Genomic DNA, 20,326 nt, shown 5'->3' with positions numbered 1-20,326 from the left:
TGGGCAATCTTTTGAAAGAATTGCGGCAGGACTTTCGATGTATTACGGCACGTCGTGCGCCGTCCTCGAATAGGCAAAAGGGCCGCTCGGCGGCCCTTTGCTTGCATCTCCGGCGAATACCGGATTAGCGTGTGATGCTATAGCCGATTCGCGCAATCCAGCGATGCTGGTTGTAGTCGAGAATGTTCTCGCCATAACCGCTAAAGAAGCCGAGCCATACGTAACCGCTGTCCTCGCGGTAAAAGAACAGTGCCGGCATGTAGCTCGTGTCGCGCGAAGGCGCCGAGTACATCTGGCCCGGCGCCTACAGACGACAACGTCATGCGTCAGCGCGACACGGCGAAGCCAATGCGCGCGGCCCAGCGGTGCTGGTTGTAAGAGAGAAGATCTTCCGCGTAGCCGTTGAAATAGTTTAGAAACAGATACCCGCCCCATGCACTGCCAAACATCTTGGCAAGCGGGTAGGTAAATTGTACGTCGACGCTTCCATAGGTCGATTTCGTGCCCTTTCTCAACGTGGTCGCGAGCTGCCAGCCATCCGGGCTACCGTATTTGACGAGCAGGTCGACATAGCCGCGATAGTTGGCGATATCCGAATTCGTGTCCTGTTTGTGCGTGTAGGCGTAGATTTTCGGCTCGATGGTCAGGTGGTTGGCGTTGAGGTCGCCAAAATCCCAGATCGGCTTGATGTAGACATAGTCGATGCCACGCGACCCCGGGCCGGCGGTCCCGTTCGACTCGTGCTCGTAGCCCGACTCGATGCCCATCCGGGTGAACCAGCTGGTCCTCCACCCGGTGTCCTCCAGGTAGTAGAAAAGAGCGGGCATGTAGCTCGTATCGTAGAACGGGTTCATATGCCCGCGGATATCCCATAGAGAAGTCTGCGTGTAGGCGAAGTAAAGGTTGTCGAGAAAACCGCGTGAACGCGGATCATCGGGCAGTACGAAGCGGAATTTGAAGCTGACCTGGAATTTGGCGAGACCGTTTTCCGACGAGTCCCAGCCGTCGGCGAAGTAGGTGGGCTGGTAGAACGAAAATCGCCCTACGAGAAAGGTGCCGAGGTCCGGCACCAAAGAATTCGAGGGCTTCACGGTCGAAGGCGGCACTTGCGCGGCGATCGACTCGTTGCCGGCCATCGGCCCTTCGGCTGGCGCGATCACGACCGGTGCGGATGCGGACGCAACCGCCGCCGCAGACGCGGGCGCCGCTGTTGCGGCGTTGGCCGTCGCCGCGTTGCGAGGCATGCGCGTGAGCAGGACCACCGAAGGTGATACGTCGACGCCAGGCACGTCGATGCGAAGCGCACCGCGCGCCCAATCGGGCCATGGCGCACTATAGCTGACCGCCTTCATCTCGCCGGCCGCTAGCCGGACATGCTCGGGTGCGCCGGATGCGCGGGTGAGCAGTACGGCCCTTGGCAGGGCCTCGCCGTTGGTCAGCGTGACGCTCAAGGTGCGAGGCACGTCGACCGACGTGCCGGAGGGTGCGTCGCCGGTGTAGACGATCGTAACGACAAGCGGTTCGTCGGACCTCGCTTCGCGCGGCGGACGCAATATGGAAACCCCGGCGACGCTATACGCAGAGTAGCTGCCGAGCACCAGCGCACTGATGCAAACCGATAGGCTGGGGAGCAGTTTGGAAAATGAGCCGGAAAGCGGACTCGACGACAATCGGAAAACGCGCGAGCGATGGCTGCGAACGCCAGACTGGCGGTTTTTCTTCACGCGAGACATCAATCGATTCCGCACACGGAGCTCCTGGTGGTCTACGAGTTCAGGTCGCAATGAGACGATAGCGTCAAAGCATGCAGTTGGATAGAAAATCAGGGTCCGCGTTTTGATTGCGGAAACCGCCATCCACGTCGGTTCCCGCTATCCGTTTTTCCGCTCATTCTGCCAGTGCTATTAGGAATTGCGCGAGTGGAAAAAAGACCTGCCGCGCTATCGATGCGAATAGCGATGGGAACAGCGTCGTAATAGCGTCGTGTCGTTGCATTTGCGCAACGGAGCTTTAAATGTTAAATCGCGGGTGATTCGCGCGTTGATATATCCGTTGGGCGGGGCGCATTTTTCGCTTATGACCATTGCATGGCGATTCGCGATTCGATTGCCCGGCAAATCGTTGCCCAATCAATGCGACAGTTGAAAGCCCGCTTCAATAGGCGAATTTCCGGTATTGCTCCGGCGCGCCCGCCTTGTCGAGTTCGCTCACGCGCGGCATATGGCGCAGTAGTCGCTTCGCGCGTGACGTCAATTGCGCATAGACGGCTTCGGGTACGTCGATGTGGACTTCCGGTCGGAAATACCAGCTGCGGCTATAGCCGATCACGACCATCGGACGCGGCAGGTCAGTCCGGTTCGGCGTGCCGCGATGGAGCGCGCGCACGTCGCGAATCATCACGTCGCCGAGTTCCATCGTGATCGCATGCAACGGCAGGCGGCCGTCGCGCCACGCGTTCAGCGCGTCGTCGGAGCGCATCCGATGCGTGCCGAGCGTCGTTTCGAATGGGCCGTTCTCGAGCGTGACGTCACATAAGGGAAAGTTGACCGCGAGCTGAAACGACGGGGTTTCCGCTTCGCCGTCGAACAGCGCGGGTGTGTCGCGATGAATCTCCTGATACGTCGAGCCGTTCAACGGCGTGTCGGTGGCCAGCTGGCACATCACGGGATCGTCGCCGGCCACGCGCTCGACGATGCCGAGCACGTCCGGATCACAGAAGATCGACTGATCGGCGAAGACCCCCGTGAACGGCAGCGTGACGTAGTGCCGGTTTTCGCCGCGCACGGCGGTCGCCCGCGCGGCAATCTGCTGTTGCAGCAATGGCGCGAACGCGTCGCGCCATGCGAGCAGCGTCGCCTTCGGGAAGTGCTGGCGCAGAACGACCATGCCGTCGCGTTCGAACGTCGCTGCGCAATCATCGAGTTGTTCGGTCGAAAAGCGGCCCACGGTTGTCTCCTTTATCGAGTCGTTGAGTCGGGGCTTGCCTAAGTAGCCTGCATGTGACGCTCATTCCATCGGCGAGACCAGCAGCGACACCGGCACGCCGTGACAATCGACTTCCGCGAGGACCGTCGCGCCGAGTTCTTCGCCCAGGCTGGTGCGCGCGTCGATCGGAGTTCCATTGCGGTCGATGCGCAGAATGTTCAGCGGCCACGACGGCCGCGTCAGCCTCTCGTGCGCAAACGCGCCGACCCACAGCGGTGCCGCGGCGGTGCCGTTGCCGACCGCGTAGGCGCTCGGCCAGAAACGAAGCACGTAACGTTCCTCGCGCGATTCGCCCGGCCGCATGAAGACCATCGACGACGGCACGCCATTGTTCAGCTTCGGCAGCACCGGCAGCGACACCGCCGCGACGTCGGGCGAAGCGAGCGACAGCAGGCTGTGCGCGGACACGTCGGTGCCCTCGACCCAGCCTCGCGCGCGCAGTAGCTCGCGGATCGAAGCGGGTTCGGAGACCCATTGCAGCGTCAGCGGCTCCTTGCGATCGCCGCCCATGTCGGAGCGATAGCACGGAAGCCGCTGCCACTCGGAGTGTTTCCACTGTGCCTGCGTGAACTGCACGGGTGGTGGTTGCGGCGCGCTGTTCGGCGGCGCCGGCATGGCGACGCCGAGCTGCAGGCCGACGCTGAGCACGACCACCGCGAGCACCACGAGCGGCATGAAACGGCGCGGCGGCGGCGGCCGCGGATGCCGCCAGATCGCCGTCAGCGCAATCAGCGCGACCCACACATAGGCGAGCGCCGCGCCGCCGATCGCGTCGGACACCCAGTAGCGGCCGAAGTACACGCCCGCGAGCGCGACCACGATCACGACGATGATGCTCGCTCCGGCAACCAGCACGCCTTCGAGCTTGTCGACCCGACGCGCGAGCAGAAACGCGAGAAAGCCGTAGACGATCACCGTCGCGGCGACGTGATTGCTCGGAAACACGAAGTGGCCTGTCATCAACTCATTGGGCGGCTCGCGGCGCATCGCGAGTTGCAGGCCGAGAATCAGCAGCTGCGAAAACACGACCGCGGCGAGCCAGTAGGTGATCGTGCGCCAGCGCCGCTCCCATACCATCCACAGCGCAACCGTGACGACCAGCGCGAGCAGCGTGATGCCGCTGCCGAGCGTCCCGAGCGCCGCGAGTACCGTGTCGCTCCACGGCGTGCGCACTGATTGCAGGAAGTGATAGACGGACAGATCGATGGTGGTCAACGGATCGCCGCTGACGACGTCTTCAAGGACCCCGAAGAAAAGCGCGCCGGCCACCAGCACGATCAGCGACGTCGCTAGCAGATGGGTCGCATCGGGCGTGTCGGGGTCGAGCATGCGGCGCGCGATGCGGCCGAGCGGACCCGGATGTCGGCATGCCCAGCTGCCGAGATGACGGCCCGCCGCGCTCGACCACGCATTCGCGTGCGATACGAGGAAGCCCGCGCCGCGAAAGCTGAGCCACACGATGCACACCAGCATCGCGATGATCACGACGAGCCGGAACGACACCGCGCCCGCGAGCAGCACCGATGCGCCGAACACGACACCGGGCAGGATGTGCGCGGGCGCCCACAACAGCGCGGACAGCACGTTGATCGCGAGGAAGCGCAGCGGCCGCATGCCCATCATGCCCGCCACGACCGGCACGATCGCCCGCAATGGGCCGATGAAGCGGGCGAGCACGACGCTCTTCGCGCCATGCTTCAGAAAGAAGCGCTGGCCCGCGTCGAGTACGCCGGGGTGTGCGCGGAACGGCCACAGCGTGACGATGCGCTCCTTGTAGCGATCGCCGAGCCAGAAGCTGGCGCCGTCGCCGGCAACCGCGCCGACGATCGCCCACACAAAGACCCAGGCAAGACTCAGCGAGCCGGTGCCGGTCAGCGCGCCGGCGAGGAACATCGCGGTGCTGCCGGGAACGAAGGTGCCGATGACCGCGATGGATTCGAAAAATGCGGCGAGAAACACGACCGCGAGCATCCACGTAGAGTGGCCGGCGAGCAGATGCAAAAGGTGGCTGTAGGCGTGCTCCATCGTGCGCGATCGGCGGTTCTCGGGCGTGACGATCGATCATAACGCGCACGGGCAAACGGTGGGCGCGGGCGGGGGCGGCGCTTCTGCAGCGGTCGGGCGATCGGCTCACAATAGATATCGTGGCTCGGCGGATCGATGCGCCAGGGGGAGCTATGAAGACAGCAACAGGTGGGATCGTGTGGTCGGCGTTGCTCGTGACGCTGTTGACAGTGGGGGGCGCGGGGACGGTCGAGGCTCAGCAACTGGGCAATCCTGGCGGCAGCCAGGCCGGAACTCGTGCGGGCACCGGCGCGGGCACCAGCGCGGACAGCGGCAATGCGGCTGCCGGCGGCGCAATGGGCATCGGTACCGGCGTCAGTCCGAGTGCGATGCCGGGGCCGGGCATCTCGGCGGGTGGCTCGTATGGGCTCGGCGCCGGTGGCGCGACCGGCTCGGGCGGCGCGCTCAACAACATGCGCGCGAACGGCACGGCGCTCTACATGAGTCCCGATCCGCGCGCGCCGAACGTGACCGGCCGCGCGGCGCCGCCGCGCTAGGGCGGCGGATAGAATGCAGATCCGATCCGACCACAGGGGAAGGGAATGGCACACGGCGAGCACAAGTACCGCGTATCGGTGCAATGGACCGGCAACCGCGGCAGCGGCACCTCCGGCTACCGCGACTACGGCCGCGACCACGTGATTTCTTCCAGCGGCAAGCCCGACATTCCGGGCTCGTCGGACCCGGCGTTTCTCGGCGACGCGACGCGCTGGAATCCCGAGGACCTGCTGGTCGCGTCGGCGAGCGCGTGTCACAAGCTGTGGTACCTGCATCTGTGCTCGGACGCGGGCATCGTGGTGCTCGACTATCGCGACGACGCCGAAGGCACGATGCTCGATTCCGGTCACGAAGGCCGCTTTTCGCAGATCGTGCTGCGCCCGCGCGTGACGATCCGCGCGGGCGGCGACGTCGAGCAGGCCATGCATCTGCATCACGTCGCGCATCAGAAGTGCTACATCGCGAACTCGATCAACTTTCCGATTCTCTGCGAGGCGGTCGTGGAGACGGATGCGCGTTGAGACGCGGGCGGCGGCGCCAGGCATGCGAGCCGGCGGGCGGGCGGGGCGCCGGCCAGCCGCTCGCTAACACTCAACGATTGCCGTCGAGCAGATCGCCGAGCAGTTCGTCGAACGCGGCTTGCGCGTCTTCGAGTTCCTGCAGCGCGGCGTCGAAAGTCTGCAACGCAAATTGCGAGGGTTTGCCGCTGCCTGCGGGCGGGAATTGTGATTGCAGCGACGCGAACGCCGTCTGCACACGCTTGGTGGCGGTCAACACGCGTTCCATTGCGGCGGTTTCTTCGGCTCGCGCCTTGTCGTGATCCATGAGAACTCCGGGGTCGTCGGGGCGGCTCGCGCTGCTCCTAAAGGGGACTAAAGGGGTGACTATGCCACGTTCGCGTTCAGGACAGCGGCAGACCGCCAAACGCTTTCACTTCGCGCAACGACAAGGCCGATTCCACCGACGTCACGCCCGGCAGGCTGCGCAGTTCATCGCGCATGAAGGTGCCATAGTCGTCGAGGTCGCGCGCGACGATCTGCAGGATGTAGTCGGCGCTGCCCGACACGTTGTGGCACGACAGGATACGCGGGATCGCCTGCACCTCACGCTCGAAGCGCGTCGACACCACGCGGTCGTGCACCGCGAAGCGCACCAGCACGAACGCGACCACGCCCAGACCGAGCCCGGCGCGCGACAGCACCGCGCGATAACGGTCGATGTAACCATCGTTCTCCAGACGTTTCAGACGCCGCGCGCACGGCGTTTCGCTGAGGCCGACCATGTCGGCGAGACGCGCGATCGACATGCGGCCGTCGTTTTGCAGCGCGGCGAGAATCGCGCGGTCGGTTTTGTCGAGATCGTCGACGGACATAATCGGAAGGTGCTTGCTGCGGGTTGGCGGAAGACGCCATTAGATTCTGAAATCTTAGCGTATTCCGCTAGTTTCGGATTGGTCTGGGCGGAAAATCGCCAACAAACGCTCCGCTTCCGATAGCAAGATGGAGCCTCGAACAACAAGGAGGCTCCGATGATTTCCGCTCACCTGCTGGCCGTCTACGTGGCGGCATTGATCGTCGTTTATGCGGTGCCCGGGCCGGACATGGCGCTGATCCTGCAAACCAGCATCGCGCGCGGCGTGCGCAGCGGCTTCGCTGCCGCCGCGGGGCTCGGCGTGTCGCGCGCGACGCACGTGACGCTATCGGCGTGCGGCATGGCGGCGCTGCTGCGCAACGCGCCGTGGCTGTACGACGCGGTGCGTTATGCCGGCGCGGTCTATCTCGCGTGGATCGGGATTCAGATTTTCCGCTCGCCCGGGTTCGCATTGCCCGCCGGTGCAGGCGACAGGCAAGCGGCCGGCGCGTCGCGAGTGGAATCCACTCCTTCGAGCGATGCGGATAGAGGCGCGCGGCCGTTGCGGACCGCGTTCGTCAAAGGTCTGCTGACGAATCTGCTCAACCCGAAGGCGCTACTGTTCTGCTCGGTGCTGTTGCCGCAATTCGTGCGGCCACAAGCGGGGCCGGTGGCGTGGCAGATGATCGAACTCGGTGTCGTGCTGCTCGCGATCGGCGCATGCTTCGACGCGTTGTATGCGATCGGCGCCGCCCGCATCGCCAACTGGATGCGCGCCCATCCTTTGGCGCAAACGCTGCAACGTTGGACGTTTTCGGCTGCGTTGATCGGCTTCGCGGTGCGACTTTCGCTGGATTGAGACTCGAGGCCGGCGTGAGACTGCGTGAGCGGCCGACCGGCGACGCCCGCCGCTCACTTCTTCAGCTTGCGCTCGCGCCGCGGCCGGTCCTCGATAATTTTCTTGCGATGCTCAGATATCGACACAGGGTGACGCAATGCTCATGACCGGTGGCCGTTGGAGTTGAAGTAGCGCGACTGTCGCACGTGCAGCGCGCACGCGCGGCGACACAACCACCTTCTCACGTGCGTCGATGAAAACTTTCCTGCTGTATGTCGTGACCGCTATTGCCGAGATCCTCGGCTGTTACCTGCCTTGGCATTGGCTAAAGGAGGGCGGCTCGGCGTGGCTGTTGCTGCCGGGCGCGGCAAGCCTCGCGCTGTTCGCCTGGCTACTGACGCTGCATCGCACCGCCGCGGGCCGAGTGTATGCGGACTATGGCGGCGTGTACGTGGCGGTGGCGATTGCATGGCTGTGGGTCGTGGACGAGGTGCGGCCCACGCTGTGGGACGCCACAGGCGCCGCGCTGACGCTGGCCGGCATGGCGGTGATCGCATTCCAGCCGCGCCTGCACGTGTGAACGGGGCGCCGCTTTCGACGACCCGCCCGCTCCCATTACTGCTGCATCCCGCCCAGATAGTCGAGCTTACCGAGCTCGACACCGTTATGACGCAGGATGTCGTACGCGGTCGTCACGTGGAAAAAGAAGTTCGGCAGCACGAAACCGAACAGATACGACGCTCCCGTGAATTCGATCGGCCCCGGCCGCAATTTCAGCGTGATCGTGCGGCTCTCCGAGCCGTCGATCTGCGCCTCGTTGAATTCCTTCAGGTAATCGATCGTCTTCTGGATACGGGCCCGCAGTTCATCGAAAGTCTGCTCGACGTCCTCGAACTTCGGCGGCTCGACGCCGGCGAGGCGCGCCGCGCAACCCTTGGCGGTATCGCTCGCGATATACACCTGGCGCACGAGCGGCAGCATGTCCGGCGCGAGCCGGGCATTGGTGAACACCGACGGTTCGATCTGCTTCGCGGCGGCATGCGCCTCGGCCTTGCCGAGGATGGCCTGCAGGTTGGTGAGGCCGCGAATCAGCACAGGCAGTGATGCTTGATACATCGAAATTGACATGGGTTCCTCTGATTTCTCGATCGTGCGCGCGGGCGGCGCGCGCGGCACTGAAACGGCGGGAATGCCGCTCCAGCATCATAGCGTGTCGCATCCGCGCCGCGCATTAGCCATTCGGACGACTGCCGCACGCGTCGGAACTGTGTTCGAATGCCTTGGTCGGACGCTTGGACGAAGTTCTTGAACAACCCCCGCCGCGTATCGCGCAAACGATGCGCTTCGTGCAGGCGCGTGGCTGACCGTCTGCGAAGCCACGCTAACAGGAGAGTCGAAACCATGGTCACCAAGCATCCATTGCCAGGCAGCGAGCGTAAGGTCGCGCAGGGCACCACGGTCATCGGGCAATGCGATCCCGCCGAGCGGATCGAGGTCTTCGTGATGCTGCGCCGCCAGCAGCAGGCGCAGTTCGACGCGTTGATGAAACGCATCGCAGCCGGCGACGCGAGCGTGAAGCCGCTGTCGCGCGAGGCGCTCGCCCAGGACTACGGCGCCGCGCCCGATGACATCGCGAAGGTCCGCGCGTTTGCGGCCGCGCATGGGCTCGCCGTCGTACGCGAGGACCCGGCGGCGCGCTCGGTGCTGCTGAGCGGCACGATCGCGCAATTCCAGAGCGCGTTCGAGGTGAAGCTCGAACGCTACCAGCACCACACGGCTGGCCAGTTCCGTGGCCGCACCGGCACGATCAGCGTGCCGGACGATCTGCGCGGCGTCGTCGAGGCGGTGCTAGGGCTCGACAACCGGCCGCAGGCGCGACCGCACTTCCGTATCCGGCCGCCGTTCGTCGCGGCGCGCGCGCAGCAGGAGTCGTTCACGCCGCCGCAGCTCGCGTCGCTCTACCAGTTTCCGCAGGGCGACGGCGGCGGCCAGTGCGTCGGCATCATCGAGCTCGGCGGCGGCTACAACACGTCGGACCTGAAGACCTATTTCTCGAGCCTCGGCGTCAGCGAGCCGACCGTGACCGCGGTCGGTGTCGATCAGGCCGGCAACAACCCGAGCGGCGACCCGAACGGGCCGGACGGCGAGGTTACGCTCGACATCGAGATCGTCGGTGCGCTCGTGCCGCGCGCGACCATCGCCGTGTACTTCACGCAGAACAGCGACGCCGGCTTCATCGACGCGGTGAGCCGCGCGGTGCACGACACGACCCACAAGCCGTCGGTCATTTCGATCAGCTGGGGCGCGCCGGAGTCGGTCTGGACCGGCCAGTCGATGAATGCGCTCAACAGCGTGCTGCAATCGGCGGCGGCGCTCGGCGTGACGATCTGCGCGGCTTCCGGGGACAGCGGGTCGAGCGACGGCTCGGGCGGCGGCGACCAGGTCGACTTCCCGGCGTCGAGCCCGTACGTGCTCGCCTGCGGCGGCACGCAACTGAGCGCGTCCGGTTCGGCGATCACGCGCGAGGTCGTCTGGAACGACGGTGAACTGGGCGGTGCGAGCGGCGGCGGCGTCAGCACCGCGTTTGAGTTGCCGGCGTGGCAGCAGGGTTTGTCGGCCACGATGACGGCCGGCGGCAGCCAGCCGCTCAGCGGGCGCGGCGTGCCGGACGTCGCGGGCGATGCCTCGCCGTTGACCGGCTACGACGTGCTAGTCGACGGAACCCAAACGGTGGTGGGAGGCACCAGCGCGGTCGCGCCGCTGTGGGCCGGGCTGATCGCGCGCATCAACGCGGCGAAGGGACAGCCGGTCGGCTTCGTCAACGCGAAACTGTACAAGGCGACGGGCGTGTGCAACGACATCACCGAGGGCAACAACGGCAGTTTTGCGGCGTCGAAGGGGTGGGACGCCTGCACGGGCCTGGGCAGTCCCAATGGCGGGAAGGTGGCGGGCACACTATAGTCTGCAACACAGCGCATCACACAACAACAAGACGTAAGAACGAGGACGCACGGCAATAAAACAACCCTTGGAGCGATCATGACGAATACAGAATCAGCTTCCGGTAGCCAGCATTCGCCGCACAACACGCACGCCACGGCCTCGGCCGGCGCGTCCACCGCCACGAGCACCCCGCACAAAGCCGGCGACCAGCCGTTCTTCGACCCGGTCGCCTACGGCAACGGCCCGGACGATTCGGTTACCGATACGGTCGAGACGGCCGCGATCACGCATCATTCGGTGACCATCGGCGGGCACAACATCAACTACACGGCGACCGCGGGCCACCTGGTGATCGTCGATCCGAGCAGCTCGCAGCCGTCTGCGAGGATGTTCTACGTCGCTTTCACACAGGACAACCAGAAGGAAGAGACGCGGCCGGTCACGTTCTTCTATAACGGCGGGCCCGGATCGTCGTCGGTATTCGTGCTGCTCGGCTCGTTCGCGCCGCGCCGCATCAAGACGTCGATGCCGGGCTTCACGCCGCCGGCGCCATATTCGCTCGAAGACAATCCGGACAGCCTGCTCGACAAAAGCGACCTCGTATTCATCAACCCGGTCGGCACCGGCTATTCGGCGGCGATCGCGCCGAAGAAGAATCGCGATTTCTGGGGCGTCGATCAGGACGCGGACTCGATCAAGCAGTTCATCAAGCGGTTTCTGACCAAAAACAACCGCTGGAATTCGCCGAAGTATCTGTTCGGCGAGTCCTACGGCACGGCGCGCAGCTGCGTGCTCGCGTACCGGCTGCACGAGGATGGCGTCGATCTGAACGGGGTGACGCTGCAGTCTTCGATTCTCGATTACACGCAGTCGGGCAACCCGGTCGGCGTGCTGCCCACGGCGGCCGCGGACGCGTGGTATCACAAGAAACTCGGCGTCGCGCCGCGGCCCACCGATCTCGGCACGTTCGCCGAGGAGGTCGCGCAGTTCGCGCGCACCGACTATCTGGCCGCGCTGCGCAAGTTCCCGACCACCGACACCGCGACCGTCGAAAAACTCAGCGAATACACCGGCATCGACAAAACGACACTGCTCGCGTGGAGCCTCGACATCGCCGGCTACGACAGCCGCGGCAATTCGCTGTTCCTGACCACCTTGCTGAAGTCGCAAGGCCTCGCGCTCGGCGCTTACGACGGCCGCGTGACCGCGATCGACACCGGCATCGCCGGCAAGATCGACCCGAACTCCGGCGGCAACGATCCGACGATGACCGCGGTCACCGGCGTCTACACGACGATGTGGAACGTGTATCTGAACGAGCAGTTGAAGTACACGTCGAACTCGTCGTTCACCGACCTCAACGATCAGGCCTTCAAGTACTGGGACTTCAGCCATATCGATCCCACCGGCGCGCAGAAGGGCGTCGACTCGACAGGCAACATCATTCTGTACACGGCCGGCGACCTTGCGGCCGTGATGGCACTCAATCCCGACCTGAAGGTGTTGTCGGCGAACGGGTTCTTCGATTTCGTCACGCCGTTCTATCAAACCGTGCTCGACCTGCAGCAGATGCCGCTGGTCAGTCAGCAGGTGCGGCAGAACCTGTCGGCGCGGTTCTATCCATCGGGGCATATGGTGTATCTCGACGGCGGTTCGCGTACCGCGCTGAAAGCCGACCTCGCAAAGATGTACGAAGAGACGGTGTCGGACGCGCAGGCGCTCGGGCGGATCCGCGCATTGCAGGCGCGGGTGGCGAAGTAGCGGCGGTGGCGGGGCGTCGCGACACATCGCGACGTCGTGTCGTGCCGGTCTGCTCTGGCTCGCGGCGGTCGCCGCGAGCCGGCAAACGGTGCGCTGCCATGTCGGGCTTTTGTACTCATCCAGATTGAATGTGTTTTAATTGCCTTGCGAATTGAACTACCGCGTGCCGCCGGCGCGCAGACGAATGAACGCAGGCATCGCGGACACGCATCGGCGGGGTCTTCCCCACGACATCACCAGCAGCAATGAGGCGGCCAACGCGCCGCGGCTCGGGCGCAAGAGCGTGGTTCGACCGCGCGCGCACATCACACATCGTGCGCTGTTCGTAACCGTCGGCGCACTGATCGCGCTGCGCATCGGGGACGCCGCCGCGCAGGCGAGCGACCCTCGACGACCGCGTCACCCAGCAATCGATCGGCCGGACGATTTGCCGCCCCGGTTATGCGGAAACCGTCGCGCCGCCGTTCGACGAACTGATGGCGCACAAGGACCGCATGCTTGCCGCGCGTGGCATCGATGTGGATGACAGCGCCGCATTTGCGCTCGACCGGCACGTGCCGATCATGCTCGGCGGATCGCCCGATGCGCCGGCCAATCTCGATCTATTGCCGTGGGCCGGCCCGCGGGGCGAGCGCCGCAAGGCACGCGCGGCGGCGATGCTCAAGCGCTGCGTCTGCGAAGGCAAGCTGAGTCTCGCGCAGGCGCAAGCGGCGATCGTCGGCAACTGGTCGGCAGTGAATGCGGGCTTTGGCCAGGCGTCGTGCGACGTGAGCCGGCTAGACGTCCCGACTGGCGACGACGACGGCGTCGACAGCGAAGACAACGGGCGTGGCGACGCGCATGAGCGCGAGCGTTGAGCGCATCCGCGCGCTGCCGCAGTCGTCGCGGAACCACGGTTCGCGGCCCCTCATTTTTTTCGGAGAAACACGATGACCCAATCCCGCCTCGCCGCCGTTGCGCTGACGATCGGCTGCCTGAGCGGCAGCGCAGCCGCGGTTGCCGCCGCGCCCGCGCATTGCGCGCGCGCCAATGAGCTGGAGATTCGCGGCGAAGTGCCCGCGGCGCTCAGCTTCGACGTGTATCGGCAACTGCGCCCGCTGGATGCGCGGCGAATCGCGCTGTTCGAGGCCGCCGGCGAAGTGGAGCGTCTGCCCGACGGCCTGCCGGTTTGCCAGATCGCCGACGACGGCGTCGACGATCCTTCCGCGGTGCTGGTCCGCCTGCCGCACGGTAAGAATGCGTGGTGGGTGAGCGCGGCGAACGTGCAAGCGGCCAACTGATCGGCGCGATCAGCCAGCCTTGCTCACATCCTCCGCAGGATGCCTTTGACGATGCGTCTGCGTGCCAGGCATGCAAGGTCCTGAAGCAGCCGAAGTTTTCCAGGATTGGCGCGACTGATTCAGGTACAGTGCATCGACGGGGGTGTTTCGCCGTTGCCTACGACACTGCGTCACAGTGTGTTCGCTGTCGAAGCGGGCTATCCTGAGAACAGGATGAAATTTGCACAGGAGATTGGAACGATGGCCTTCTTTTTGTCATTGCTCGCTTTCGGATTGGCCGGCGCGACCGGAGTCGTCGCACTTCGCGCACTGGCCGTGGCTCAGACGAAGCAGCGTGTCGCGCTGCGACCGGTGCGTGTCTCCAGCTCTGACCGACTGACTGAGCGCCGGGCACGGCGAGGGTAGTCCGCATGAACCTGACCGTGCGCAATATCGCCGAATCGTGCAGCGAGCAGGACGTGCGGGATTTCTTGAAGCGCGAACTCGGCCACTACGCTAAACACGTCGAGGTGGTGGACGCCGGCAAGCCCAACGCCTACGCGACGGTGGAACTCGACGCGAGCGTGCCGTATGTCGGCGACGTGATCGCGCGGCAGATTCACGGCAAGCATCTGGGTGGCGAGCCGCTCGAAGCGAGCGCCGATCTGTTCAGCGACGAACCGCCGCCGGAGCAGCGAGCGCCGTAGGTGTAGGCGGCTCAGTAACGTCGATTCCTTTCGAAGGCGGTGGACATGCGCGGCGTCGCGCGCAGGGCCACCGCCTTTATTCGTTTGAGCGCCGCTTCGCTGCCTCGTCATTGCCCATCAGGTGACGCCTGCCAGTCGAACGGGGTGTACGGCAGCGCCCGCTTGTGACGCGTCGCGTTGTAAAACTGCAGCACCACGTCACGCACGGTATCGCTGACCGGCTTGCCTTCGAGAAAATCGTCGATCGCGTCGTACGGGATGCCGTACGCGTCTTCGTCGGGGCGAAGCGGCCGCAGCATCTCGAGGTCGGCGGTCGGCACCTTGTGCGCCAACGCGTCGGGCGCGCCGAGCATATGCGCGAGCGCGCGCACGCGGCGCTTGCTGAGCCCGGCGAGCGGCAGCACGTCGGCGCCGCCGTCGCCGAACTTCGTAAAGAAGCCCATCACCGATTCAGCCGCGTGGTCCGTGCCGATCACGACACCGGAGCGCGCACCCGCCACCGCGTATTGCGCGATCATCCGCTGGCGCGCCTTGATATTGCCGTGCACGAAATCCCGCTGTAATTCGTCCTTGAACGACACACCGCTTTTATCGAGCGATTCGAGCATTGCATCGGCGGCGGGTTTGATATCGATAGTCAGATTTTCGTCGGCGAAAATGAAACGTAATGCCTCCAGTGCATCCGCTTCATCGCGCTGTTTTCCGTAAGGCAGACGCACGGCGACGAAACGCGCGTCGTAATGGTTAGTCCACAAACGCTCGACCGCGAGTTGGGCGAGACGCCCGGCCGTCGTCGAATCGACGCCGCCGCTAATGCCGAGCACATAAGTTCTCAGGTGGCTGTTGCGCAGATAGTTCGCCAGAAAATCCACCCGGCGCTCGATTTCGCGGCTTGCATCGAATTTAGCGGTGACGTGCATTTCGGCCGCGATGCGGGCCTGGCGGGCGGCGGGATCGGATGGAGCCATGATCGTTGTTGTCCTCGCGAGAGAAAAAGCGCTTGAAAGGGCTCGAGTATCGGGATGTGCCGCCGTATTCGGGCAATCTTTCGTCGAATGAAATCGTCCTTCGCTTTTGTGGCCTGATTTTCCGATGACCAGCTTAATTGCGAATTAATTGCATTTCAGTGATATGTCGATTGCGGGGAAATAGTCAATCGTTTTTGAAGAGGTCGTAAGTTAGAGGGTATATTCATCGACACGCGTCAATTCGCTGCGTAACATCGCTCGTAGCGAACGCCACCGGGATCCGGCGTGTCAATCAATAATAATCATGTTTGTTTCAGGACGCGATGAGATACCCAGATCGGCGTGGCCAGCCTGGATTGAACCGCCTGAGGATTTGCGCGTGGATGTGCGCAATCGTCATATCGGCAGGTGCGGGCGCGATGGCGGCGCAGGTTCATGCAGCGGTGCCCGGTACCGCTCAGTCGCCTGCATCCGCAATATCGGCGGCCCATACGGTGAATCCGACCACTTCGGCCAAAGCGTGGAATGGCGCGAGCCAATCATTGGGCACGATCGACGCCGCCACCGTCGCCGCGCCCGACGCGGCCGGCGTCGTCGATCCGCGCCGTGCGTTTCTGCTGCGCGACGTATTCGCGCAGGACGTGACGCGCCGGCTCAGACTGCCCGTCGCGGAGCAGCGTGCGTACGCCGACCGTCTGGAGACGGCGCTCGACGGGAACGAGCTTGGCAATCTGTCGGGCGAGTATGTGGTGCTCGTCGATCGCAATGCGAACGTGCAGGCGCTCCTGATTTACTTCCGCCCAGCGCCCGCCGACAACTGGCAGATGATCGGCGCATCGCCGGTATCCACCGGACGGCCTGGCGAGTACGACCACTTCATCACGCCGCTCGGCGTGTTTGAACATACGCCCGACAATATGGATTTCCGCTCCGAGGGCACGGAGAACGAAAACCACATTCGCGGTTATGGCCGTCGCGATATGCGTATCTTCGACCTCGGCTGGGCGCAGGGCGAACGCGGCTGGGGCAAGGGCGGCATGTCGCAGATGCGTTTCCAGATGCACGCGACCGACCCCGATCGGCTAGAACCGCTGCTCGGTATTCGCCATTCGAAGGGCTGCGTGCGGATTCCCGCGTCGCTGAACACGTTTCTCGATCACTACGGGATTCTCGACGCGGAATATCAGCAGCTCGTCGATTCCGGCCAGTCTATGTGGGTGCTGAAAAGCGATCGGCAGATCATGCCGTGGGCGGGGCGTTTTATCGTCGTCGTCGATTCGCAGCGCAAGAGCCGGCCAGCTTGGTCGCCAGTGCCCGGTGCGGTCGCGCGCGCAAAAATGCCCGCGCACGCGGATACGGCCGACTGACGGACGCCGACGTCTTGTCGCAATACCAGCGCGGGGCGCCCCTCACGACCTCGCCAACAACACGCCAGCCAGGGCGACCGCAAACCCGGCAATCTGCACGGGCAGCAGCGTCTCGCCGAACCCCAGATAGCCTTCGAGCGCGGCGAGCGGCGGCGCGAGAAACAACAGCGCGGTCGCGCGCGAAGCATCCCCGCGCCGGACCATCCAGACGAGCAACGTGACGCTGATGCCGGACAGCATCACGATGCCCCACGCGAGCGATGCCCACAGCGTTGGCGACGCGATCCAGCGATGCTCGCCGAGCGCGAGCGCCAGCACCCCCGCGACGACAGCCGCGCCGACGTTCTGCACCGCGCTCGCGCTGCGAATATCGGCCTTGGCGAGCGAGGTCTTCTGGAACAGCGTGCCCGCCGTGATCGCCCCCACCGCGACGATCGATATCAGCACGACCAGCCACGCCGGCGCGTTGCCGTGCGTGGGCGGCGTCGCGGCCGCGAGCTTCGGCGCGAGCACCAGCACGACGCCGGCGAGGCCGACCGCCATGCCGCTCCAGCCGCGCCGCGACAAGCGCTCGCCGAACAGCGGCGCGGCAACGGCGGCCGTCGCGAGCGGCTGCAGCGCGCCGAGCAAAGCCATCACGCCCGCGCTGAGACCTTGCGCGACGGCCCAGTAGCCGGCGCCGAGATAGACCCCTTGCAGCAGTGCGCCGGCGCTCAGGTGCTTGCCCAGGTTGCGTCCGGTCGGCCAGGCCGAGCGCGCGACGAGCGCGGCCAGCGCGAAGATCAGCGCGGTGCCGCCGAAACGGGCCAGCAGAAACAGATTGGGATCGGCGTAAGGCGTGATCGCGCGGGCGACCACGAAACCGGTCGACCACAGCACGACGAACACGGCGGCAGCAAAGGTGGCGAGCATCGGGGCGGAGGGTGTGAAAAAGCCGCCATGTTGACCGCACGGGCGGCGCGCGTCTTGTTCAAAGCTGCACAATGCGCGCGGGACCGTCACCACGCGAGCAGCGTCATCCCCGCTCCGAGCGCGCCGCCACAGACCACGCACGCCCACAATAGCCAACGCGTGCGCCGGTACTCGCGCGCGAGATCCGCGAGCAGTTGCGCGTTCTGCTGCGGCGTACCCGCGCGATCGTGCTGCTGCAGATAGCGCACCGCCAGTTGCGGCACGCGCGGCAGCATATGCGCGAGATGCGGCAGTTCGTGTGACAGCCGCTTGAGCCAGCCGCGATGATCGAGATCGCGTCGCGCGATATCGGCAAGCACGCCGCGTGCGATGTTCCATGTATCGACGCCCGGATGCAGCGTCCGCGCGAGCATCTCCGCCTGCTGGAACGAGCGCTGCGCGGTCGCGAGCTGGCCCGACACCTGACCGTCGAACGGTTGCACGCCGTGCAGCAGATGATGAAACAGCGAACCCGCCGAGCGATCCTCGGGCGCCGCCGCGAAGTGCGCTTCAGCGCGCGTGCGCAGTTCGGCTTCGAGCATCTCGGGGCGTGTGTCGTCCGGCACGTGGCCGGCCTCGCGATGCATGTCGGCGAGCCGCGCGTAGTCCTGGTCGAACAACGCGGTCGCGCCGTGCACGAAGAACTCGCGCTCGCCGCTCGACAGCGTCGCCATGATCGAGAACTCGGCGAGCACGAGGCGCCCGAGTGTATCCGGCTCGATGCTGACGCGCACGCGGCGCGCATCGAGCGTCGCGTGGAAGAAGCCATGCTCGAATGCCTGCTCGGTGACCACCTCGACGATATGCGCGGCGAGCGGCGCCAGCTTGATGCCGTGCGCGTGCAGGCCGGGCAGGTCGCTCGCGGGCAGCGTATTGATGCGCTGCATCGTCAGCGTGTGGTCGGTGCACAGCTCCCAGATCACGTCCGGCACGACGATGCGCTTGTCGCCGTCGAAATGGTGGCCGGTCTGGCTCAGGTTCGCGGCTTCGGCGCGCAGGTCGAAGCGGCGCAGGATGTCGTCGGTGAAAGTTTGCGCGAGCGAGCGCAACTTCAGCCGGCGCGCGACGCGCGACAGCTTTTCGAGCCAGCGCGCGACCCAGCGCAACAGCGCGAGCTCATCGCCAATCTGTTGCAACTGCTGCGCGCGCACGAGCTTGACGGCGACCTCGTGGTGACCTTTGAGCGGCACCGCGAGCCGCGCGAAATGGGTCTGCTCGGCGAAGCCGCTGCGCACCGGCACGAGGTCGACCGCGCTGAACAGCTCGCCGAGCGGCCGGCCGAACGCGCGCGTCAAAGCCAGCGCGGAGTCGTCCGGCGACAGCGGTGCTTCCATGTGATCGATGGCGTCCAGCGCGTCATGCAGCGTGCCGCTCGCGAGCTCTGGGCGAGCGGCCAGCGTCTGTGCGAAGCGGCTCGCGAGCGGACCGAGCGCCGGCAGCAGGCCATGCAACTGCGCGCCGCTGCGCTCGGACGCATGCACGCGGCCGATCAGCTCGATCATCCAATGCAGCTTGTGATCGGGCGGAGCGGCGAGCCAGATCAGGCGCGCGCCGTAACGCAGCGCATGGAACAGCAGCAGTAGACGGCGAAACAGTGGCGGCATCGGCGGTTCGGTTGACGGGCGAGGCGTTGTGCGGGACTCGGCCGGGCGGCGGCGTGGCGTTCGCCGCATGGCCCGAAGAGTCCAGCCGTCAAGGTTAGCAGGTCGGCGCGGTGGCGGGCGGGTTCGCGCGCAAGGGGCGGCTCGTAGCAACCTTAGCGCGCGATGAGCGCGCGATGAACTCGCCATGAGCGCAAACTGCGCGCCCGCGCCAACAACGCGCAATACGCGTAATACAATACGGCGGCCTTCCTCAACCACGGCGCACAGATGCTCGCAGAACAACGTCATCAATACATCCTCGCGCAAGTCGCAAAGAACGGCGCGCTGTCGGTCGCTGAACTGGTGCGCGAACTGAACGTATCGCGCGAAACGATCCGCCGCGACCTCAACGCACTGGCCGGCCGCGGCCTGCTCGTGACGACCCACGGCGGCGCGCTGTCGAGCGATCGGCGCGAGCCAGATCTCGATACGCGCGAAGCCGAGAATGCGGGCGCGAAGCGTGCGATCGGCGAGCGCGCGGCCGAGTTCGTGCCGGACGGCGCGTCGCTGATCATCGATTCGGGCAGTACCACGCAGGCCGTCGCGCGCGCGCTGCTCGACCGGCATCGGCTGACGGTCTACACGAACGACTGGCGCATCGCGCTGCTGCTCGGCCGACGCAACGACAATCGCGTGACGCTGCTCGGCGGCGAGCTGTCCGATATCGAGGACGCGACCTTCGGACTCGACACGGTCCACCAGATCGCGCAGTACCACGCCGATTTCGCGTTCATCGGCGCGGGCGGGATCTCCCCGGACGGCTATCTGACCGACTACAGCCGCATGGCGGCCGAAGTGCGCAGCCGCATGATCGCCGCGGCCGACCTGGTGGTGGTCGTCGCCGATCATTCGAAGTTCGGACGGGTGACGCCGGTGCGCATCAACGGTATCGAGTCGGCGCGGTATCTGGTCACCGAACTGGCGCCCGAGCGCGCGCTGGGCAAGGCGATCACCGCGCATGGTCCGGAGATTCTGATCGCGTGAGACGGCTC

Annotated in this window: 20 protein-coding genes and 1 pseudogene; 11 read left to right on the top strand and 10 right to left on the bottom strand. The window is 65.3% G+C overall.

The annotated features are described in order from the left end of the window. Positions 1 to 124: 124 nt before the first annotated feature. The 4 genes from QFZ91_RS33420 to QFZ91_RS33405 all read right to left on the bottom strand — a co-directional run bounded on the left by QFZ91_RS33420 (position 125) and on the right by QFZ91_RS33405 (position 5,010). On the bottom strand, positions 125 to 292 hold the full coding sequence (locus tag QFZ91_RS33420) for a hypothetical protein (protein ID WP_255209074.1): 168 nt from the start codon (positions 290 to 292) through the stop codon (positions 125 to 127). Between the two features lie 34 nt (positions 293 to 326). Next, positions 327 to 1,856, bottom strand: coding sequence for a phospholipase A (locus QFZ91_RS33415; protein ID WP_429569811.1), 1,530 nt, complete (start codon positions 1,854 to 1,856; stop codon positions 327 to 329). 298 nt (positions 1,857 to 2,154) lie between these two features. After that, entirely contained in the window at positions 2,155 to 2,946 is a 792-nt protein-coding gene (locus QFZ91_RS33410) for a phytanoyl-CoA dioxygenase family protein (RefSeq protein WP_176385155.1), read from the bottom strand. Positions 2,947 to 3,006: 60 nt separating this feature from the next. Beyond that, complete coding sequence (locus QFZ91_RS33405) at positions 3,007 to 5,010, bottom strand: VTT domain-containing protein (protein WP_429569810.1); 2,004 nt, start codon at positions 5,008 to 5,010, stop codon at positions 3,007 to 3,009. 152 nt (positions 5,011 to 5,162) lie between these two features. Here QFZ91_RS33405 and QFZ91_RS33400 point away from each other — a divergent pair, with 152 nt between their 5' ends. Beyond that, complete coding sequence (locus tag QFZ91_RS33400; RefSeq protein WP_368718727.1) at positions 5,163 to 5,546, top strand: hypothetical protein; 384 nt, start codon at positions 5,163 to 5,165, stop codon at positions 5,544 to 5,546. Positions 5,547 to 5,591: 45 nt separating this feature from the next. Continuing rightward, positions 5,592 to 6,068: an OsmC family protein gene (locus QFZ91_RS33395; protein WP_368599447.1), complete on the top strand. Its 477-nt coding sequence runs from the start codon at positions 5,592 to 5,594 to the stop codon at positions 6,066 to 6,068. 70 nt (positions 6,069 to 6,138) lie between these two features. On the opposite strand, the gene QFZ91_RS33390 is transcribed toward QFZ91_RS33395, so the two are convergent. After that, positions 6,139 to 6,372 (bottom strand): hypothetical protein, encoded by a 234-nt coding sequence (locus QFZ91_RS33390; protein WP_013091435.1) that lies wholly within the window; start codon positions 6,370 to 6,372, stop codon positions 6,139 to 6,141. Between the two features lie 76 nt (positions 6,373 to 6,448). Next, positions 6,449 to 6,919, bottom strand: coding sequence for an Lrp/AsnC family transcriptional regulator (locus QFZ91_RS33385; protein ID WP_429569809.1), 471 nt, complete (start codon positions 6,917 to 6,919; stop codon positions 6,449 to 6,451). 156 nt (positions 6,920 to 7,075) lie between these two features. On the opposite strand from QFZ91_RS33385, the gene QFZ91_RS33380 reads away from it, so the two are divergent. After that, complete coding sequence (locus tag QFZ91_RS33380) at positions 7,076 to 7,756, top strand: LysE family translocator (protein WP_429569808.1); 681 nt, start codon at positions 7,076 to 7,078, stop codon at positions 7,754 to 7,756. 232 nt (positions 7,757 to 7,988) lie between these two features. Further along, positions 7,989 to 8,315 carry a YnfA family protein gene (locus QFZ91_RS33375; RefSeq protein WP_429569807.1) on the top strand — a complete coding sequence of 109 codons (327 nt, stop codon included), beginning with the start codon at positions 7,989 to 7,991 and terminating at the stop codon, positions 8,313 to 8,315. Between the two features lie 35 nt (positions 8,316 to 8,350). On the opposite strand, the gene QFZ91_RS33370 is transcribed toward QFZ91_RS33375, so the two are convergent. Then, positions 8,351 to 8,863: a DUF1993 domain-containing protein gene (locus tag QFZ91_RS33370; protein WP_176126064.1), complete on the bottom strand. Its 513-nt coding sequence runs from the start codon at positions 8,861 to 8,863 to the stop codon at positions 8,351 to 8,353. A gap of 273 nt (positions 8,864 to 9,136) precedes the next feature. Between QFZ91_RS33370 and QFZ91_RS33365 the strand changes: the two genes are divergently transcribed. The 5 genes and pseudogenes from QFZ91_RS33365 to QFZ91_RS33345 all read left to right on the top strand — a co-directional run bounded on the left by QFZ91_RS33365 (position 9,137) and on the right by QFZ91_RS33345 (position 14,405). Next, positions 9,137 to 10,696, top strand: a complete 1,560-nt coding sequence (locus QFZ91_RS33365) for a S53 family peptidase (protein WP_429569806.1) — start codon at positions 9,137 to 9,139, stop codon at positions 10,694 to 10,696. Positions 10,697 to 10,774: 78 nt separating this feature from the next. After that, positions 10,775 to 12,439, top strand: a complete 1,665-nt coding sequence (locus tag QFZ91_RS33360) for a S10 family peptidase (RefSeq protein ID WP_429569805.1) — start codon at positions 10,775 to 10,777, stop codon at positions 12,437 to 12,439. A gap of 184 nt (positions 12,440 to 12,623) precedes the next feature. Continuing rightward, positions 12,624 to 13,296 (top strand): annotated as a pseudogene (locus QFZ91_RS33355) (hypothetical protein). Positions 13,297 to 13,368: 72 nt separating this feature from the next. Further along, on the top strand, positions 13,369 to 13,719 hold the full coding sequence (locus QFZ91_RS33350) for a hypothetical protein (protein WP_429569804.1): 351 nt from the start codon (positions 13,369 to 13,371) through the stop codon (positions 13,717 to 13,719). A 410-nt stretch (positions 13,720 to 14,129) separates the two neighbouring features. Then, on the top strand, positions 14,130 to 14,405 hold the full coding sequence (locus tag QFZ91_RS33345) for an RNA-binding protein (RefSeq protein WP_429569803.1): 276 nt from the start codon (positions 14,130 to 14,132) through the stop codon (positions 14,403 to 14,405). Between the two features lie 107 nt (positions 14,406 to 14,512). Here QFZ91_RS33345 and nadE read toward each other — a convergent pair whose 3' ends face one another. Further along, on the bottom strand, positions 14,513 to 15,373 hold the full coding sequence (gene nadE, locus QFZ91_RS33340) for an ammonia-dependent NAD(+) synthetase (RefSeq protein ID WP_429569802.1): 861 nt from the start codon (positions 15,371 to 15,373) through the stop codon (positions 14,513 to 14,515). A 419-nt stretch (positions 15,374 to 15,792) separates the two neighbouring features. Between nadE and QFZ91_RS33335 the strand changes: the two genes are divergently transcribed. Beyond that, on the top strand, positions 15,793 to 16,740 hold the full coding sequence (locus tag QFZ91_RS33335; protein WP_429570940.1) for a L,D-transpeptidase: 948 nt from the start codon (positions 15,793 to 15,795) through the stop codon (positions 16,738 to 16,740). A 42-nt stretch (positions 16,741 to 16,782) separates the two neighbouring features. On the opposite strand, the gene QFZ91_RS33330 is transcribed toward QFZ91_RS33335, so the two are convergent. Continuing rightward, positions 16,783 to 17,652 carry a DMT family transporter gene (locus tag QFZ91_RS33330; protein WP_368718722.1) on the bottom strand — a complete coding sequence of 290 codons (870 nt, stop codon included), beginning with the start codon at positions 17,650 to 17,652 and terminating at the stop codon, positions 16,783 to 16,785. An 86-nt stretch (positions 17,653 to 17,738) separates the two neighbouring features. Continuing rightward, positions 17,739 to 19,295, bottom strand: a complete 1,557-nt coding sequence (locus QFZ91_RS33325; protein ID WP_429569801.1) for an ABC1 kinase family protein — start codon at positions 19,293 to 19,295, stop codon at positions 17,739 to 17,741. A gap of 267 nt (positions 19,296 to 19,562) precedes the next feature. Here QFZ91_RS33325 and QFZ91_RS33320 point away from each other — a divergent pair, with 267 nt between their 5' ends. Beyond that, the gene (locus QFZ91_RS33320; RefSeq protein WP_176126073.1) at positions 19,563 to 20,318 is read left to right on the top strand and encodes a DeoR/GlpR family DNA-binding transcription regulator; all 756 of its coding nucleotides are present in this window, start codon (positions 19,563 to 19,565) and stop codon (positions 20,316 to 20,318) included. Positions 20,319 to 20,326: the final 8 nt, after the last annotated feature.

Origin of the sequence: Paraburkholderia sp. JPY419 (assembly GCF_050435705.1) — a bacterium.
In the GTDB taxonomy this organism is placed as follows: domain Bacteria; phylum Pseudomonadota; class Gammaproteobacteria; order Burkholderiales; family Burkholderiaceae; genus Paraburkholderia; species Paraburkholderia youngii.
This window is presented reverse-complemented; position numbering and strand designations above follow the sequence as displayed.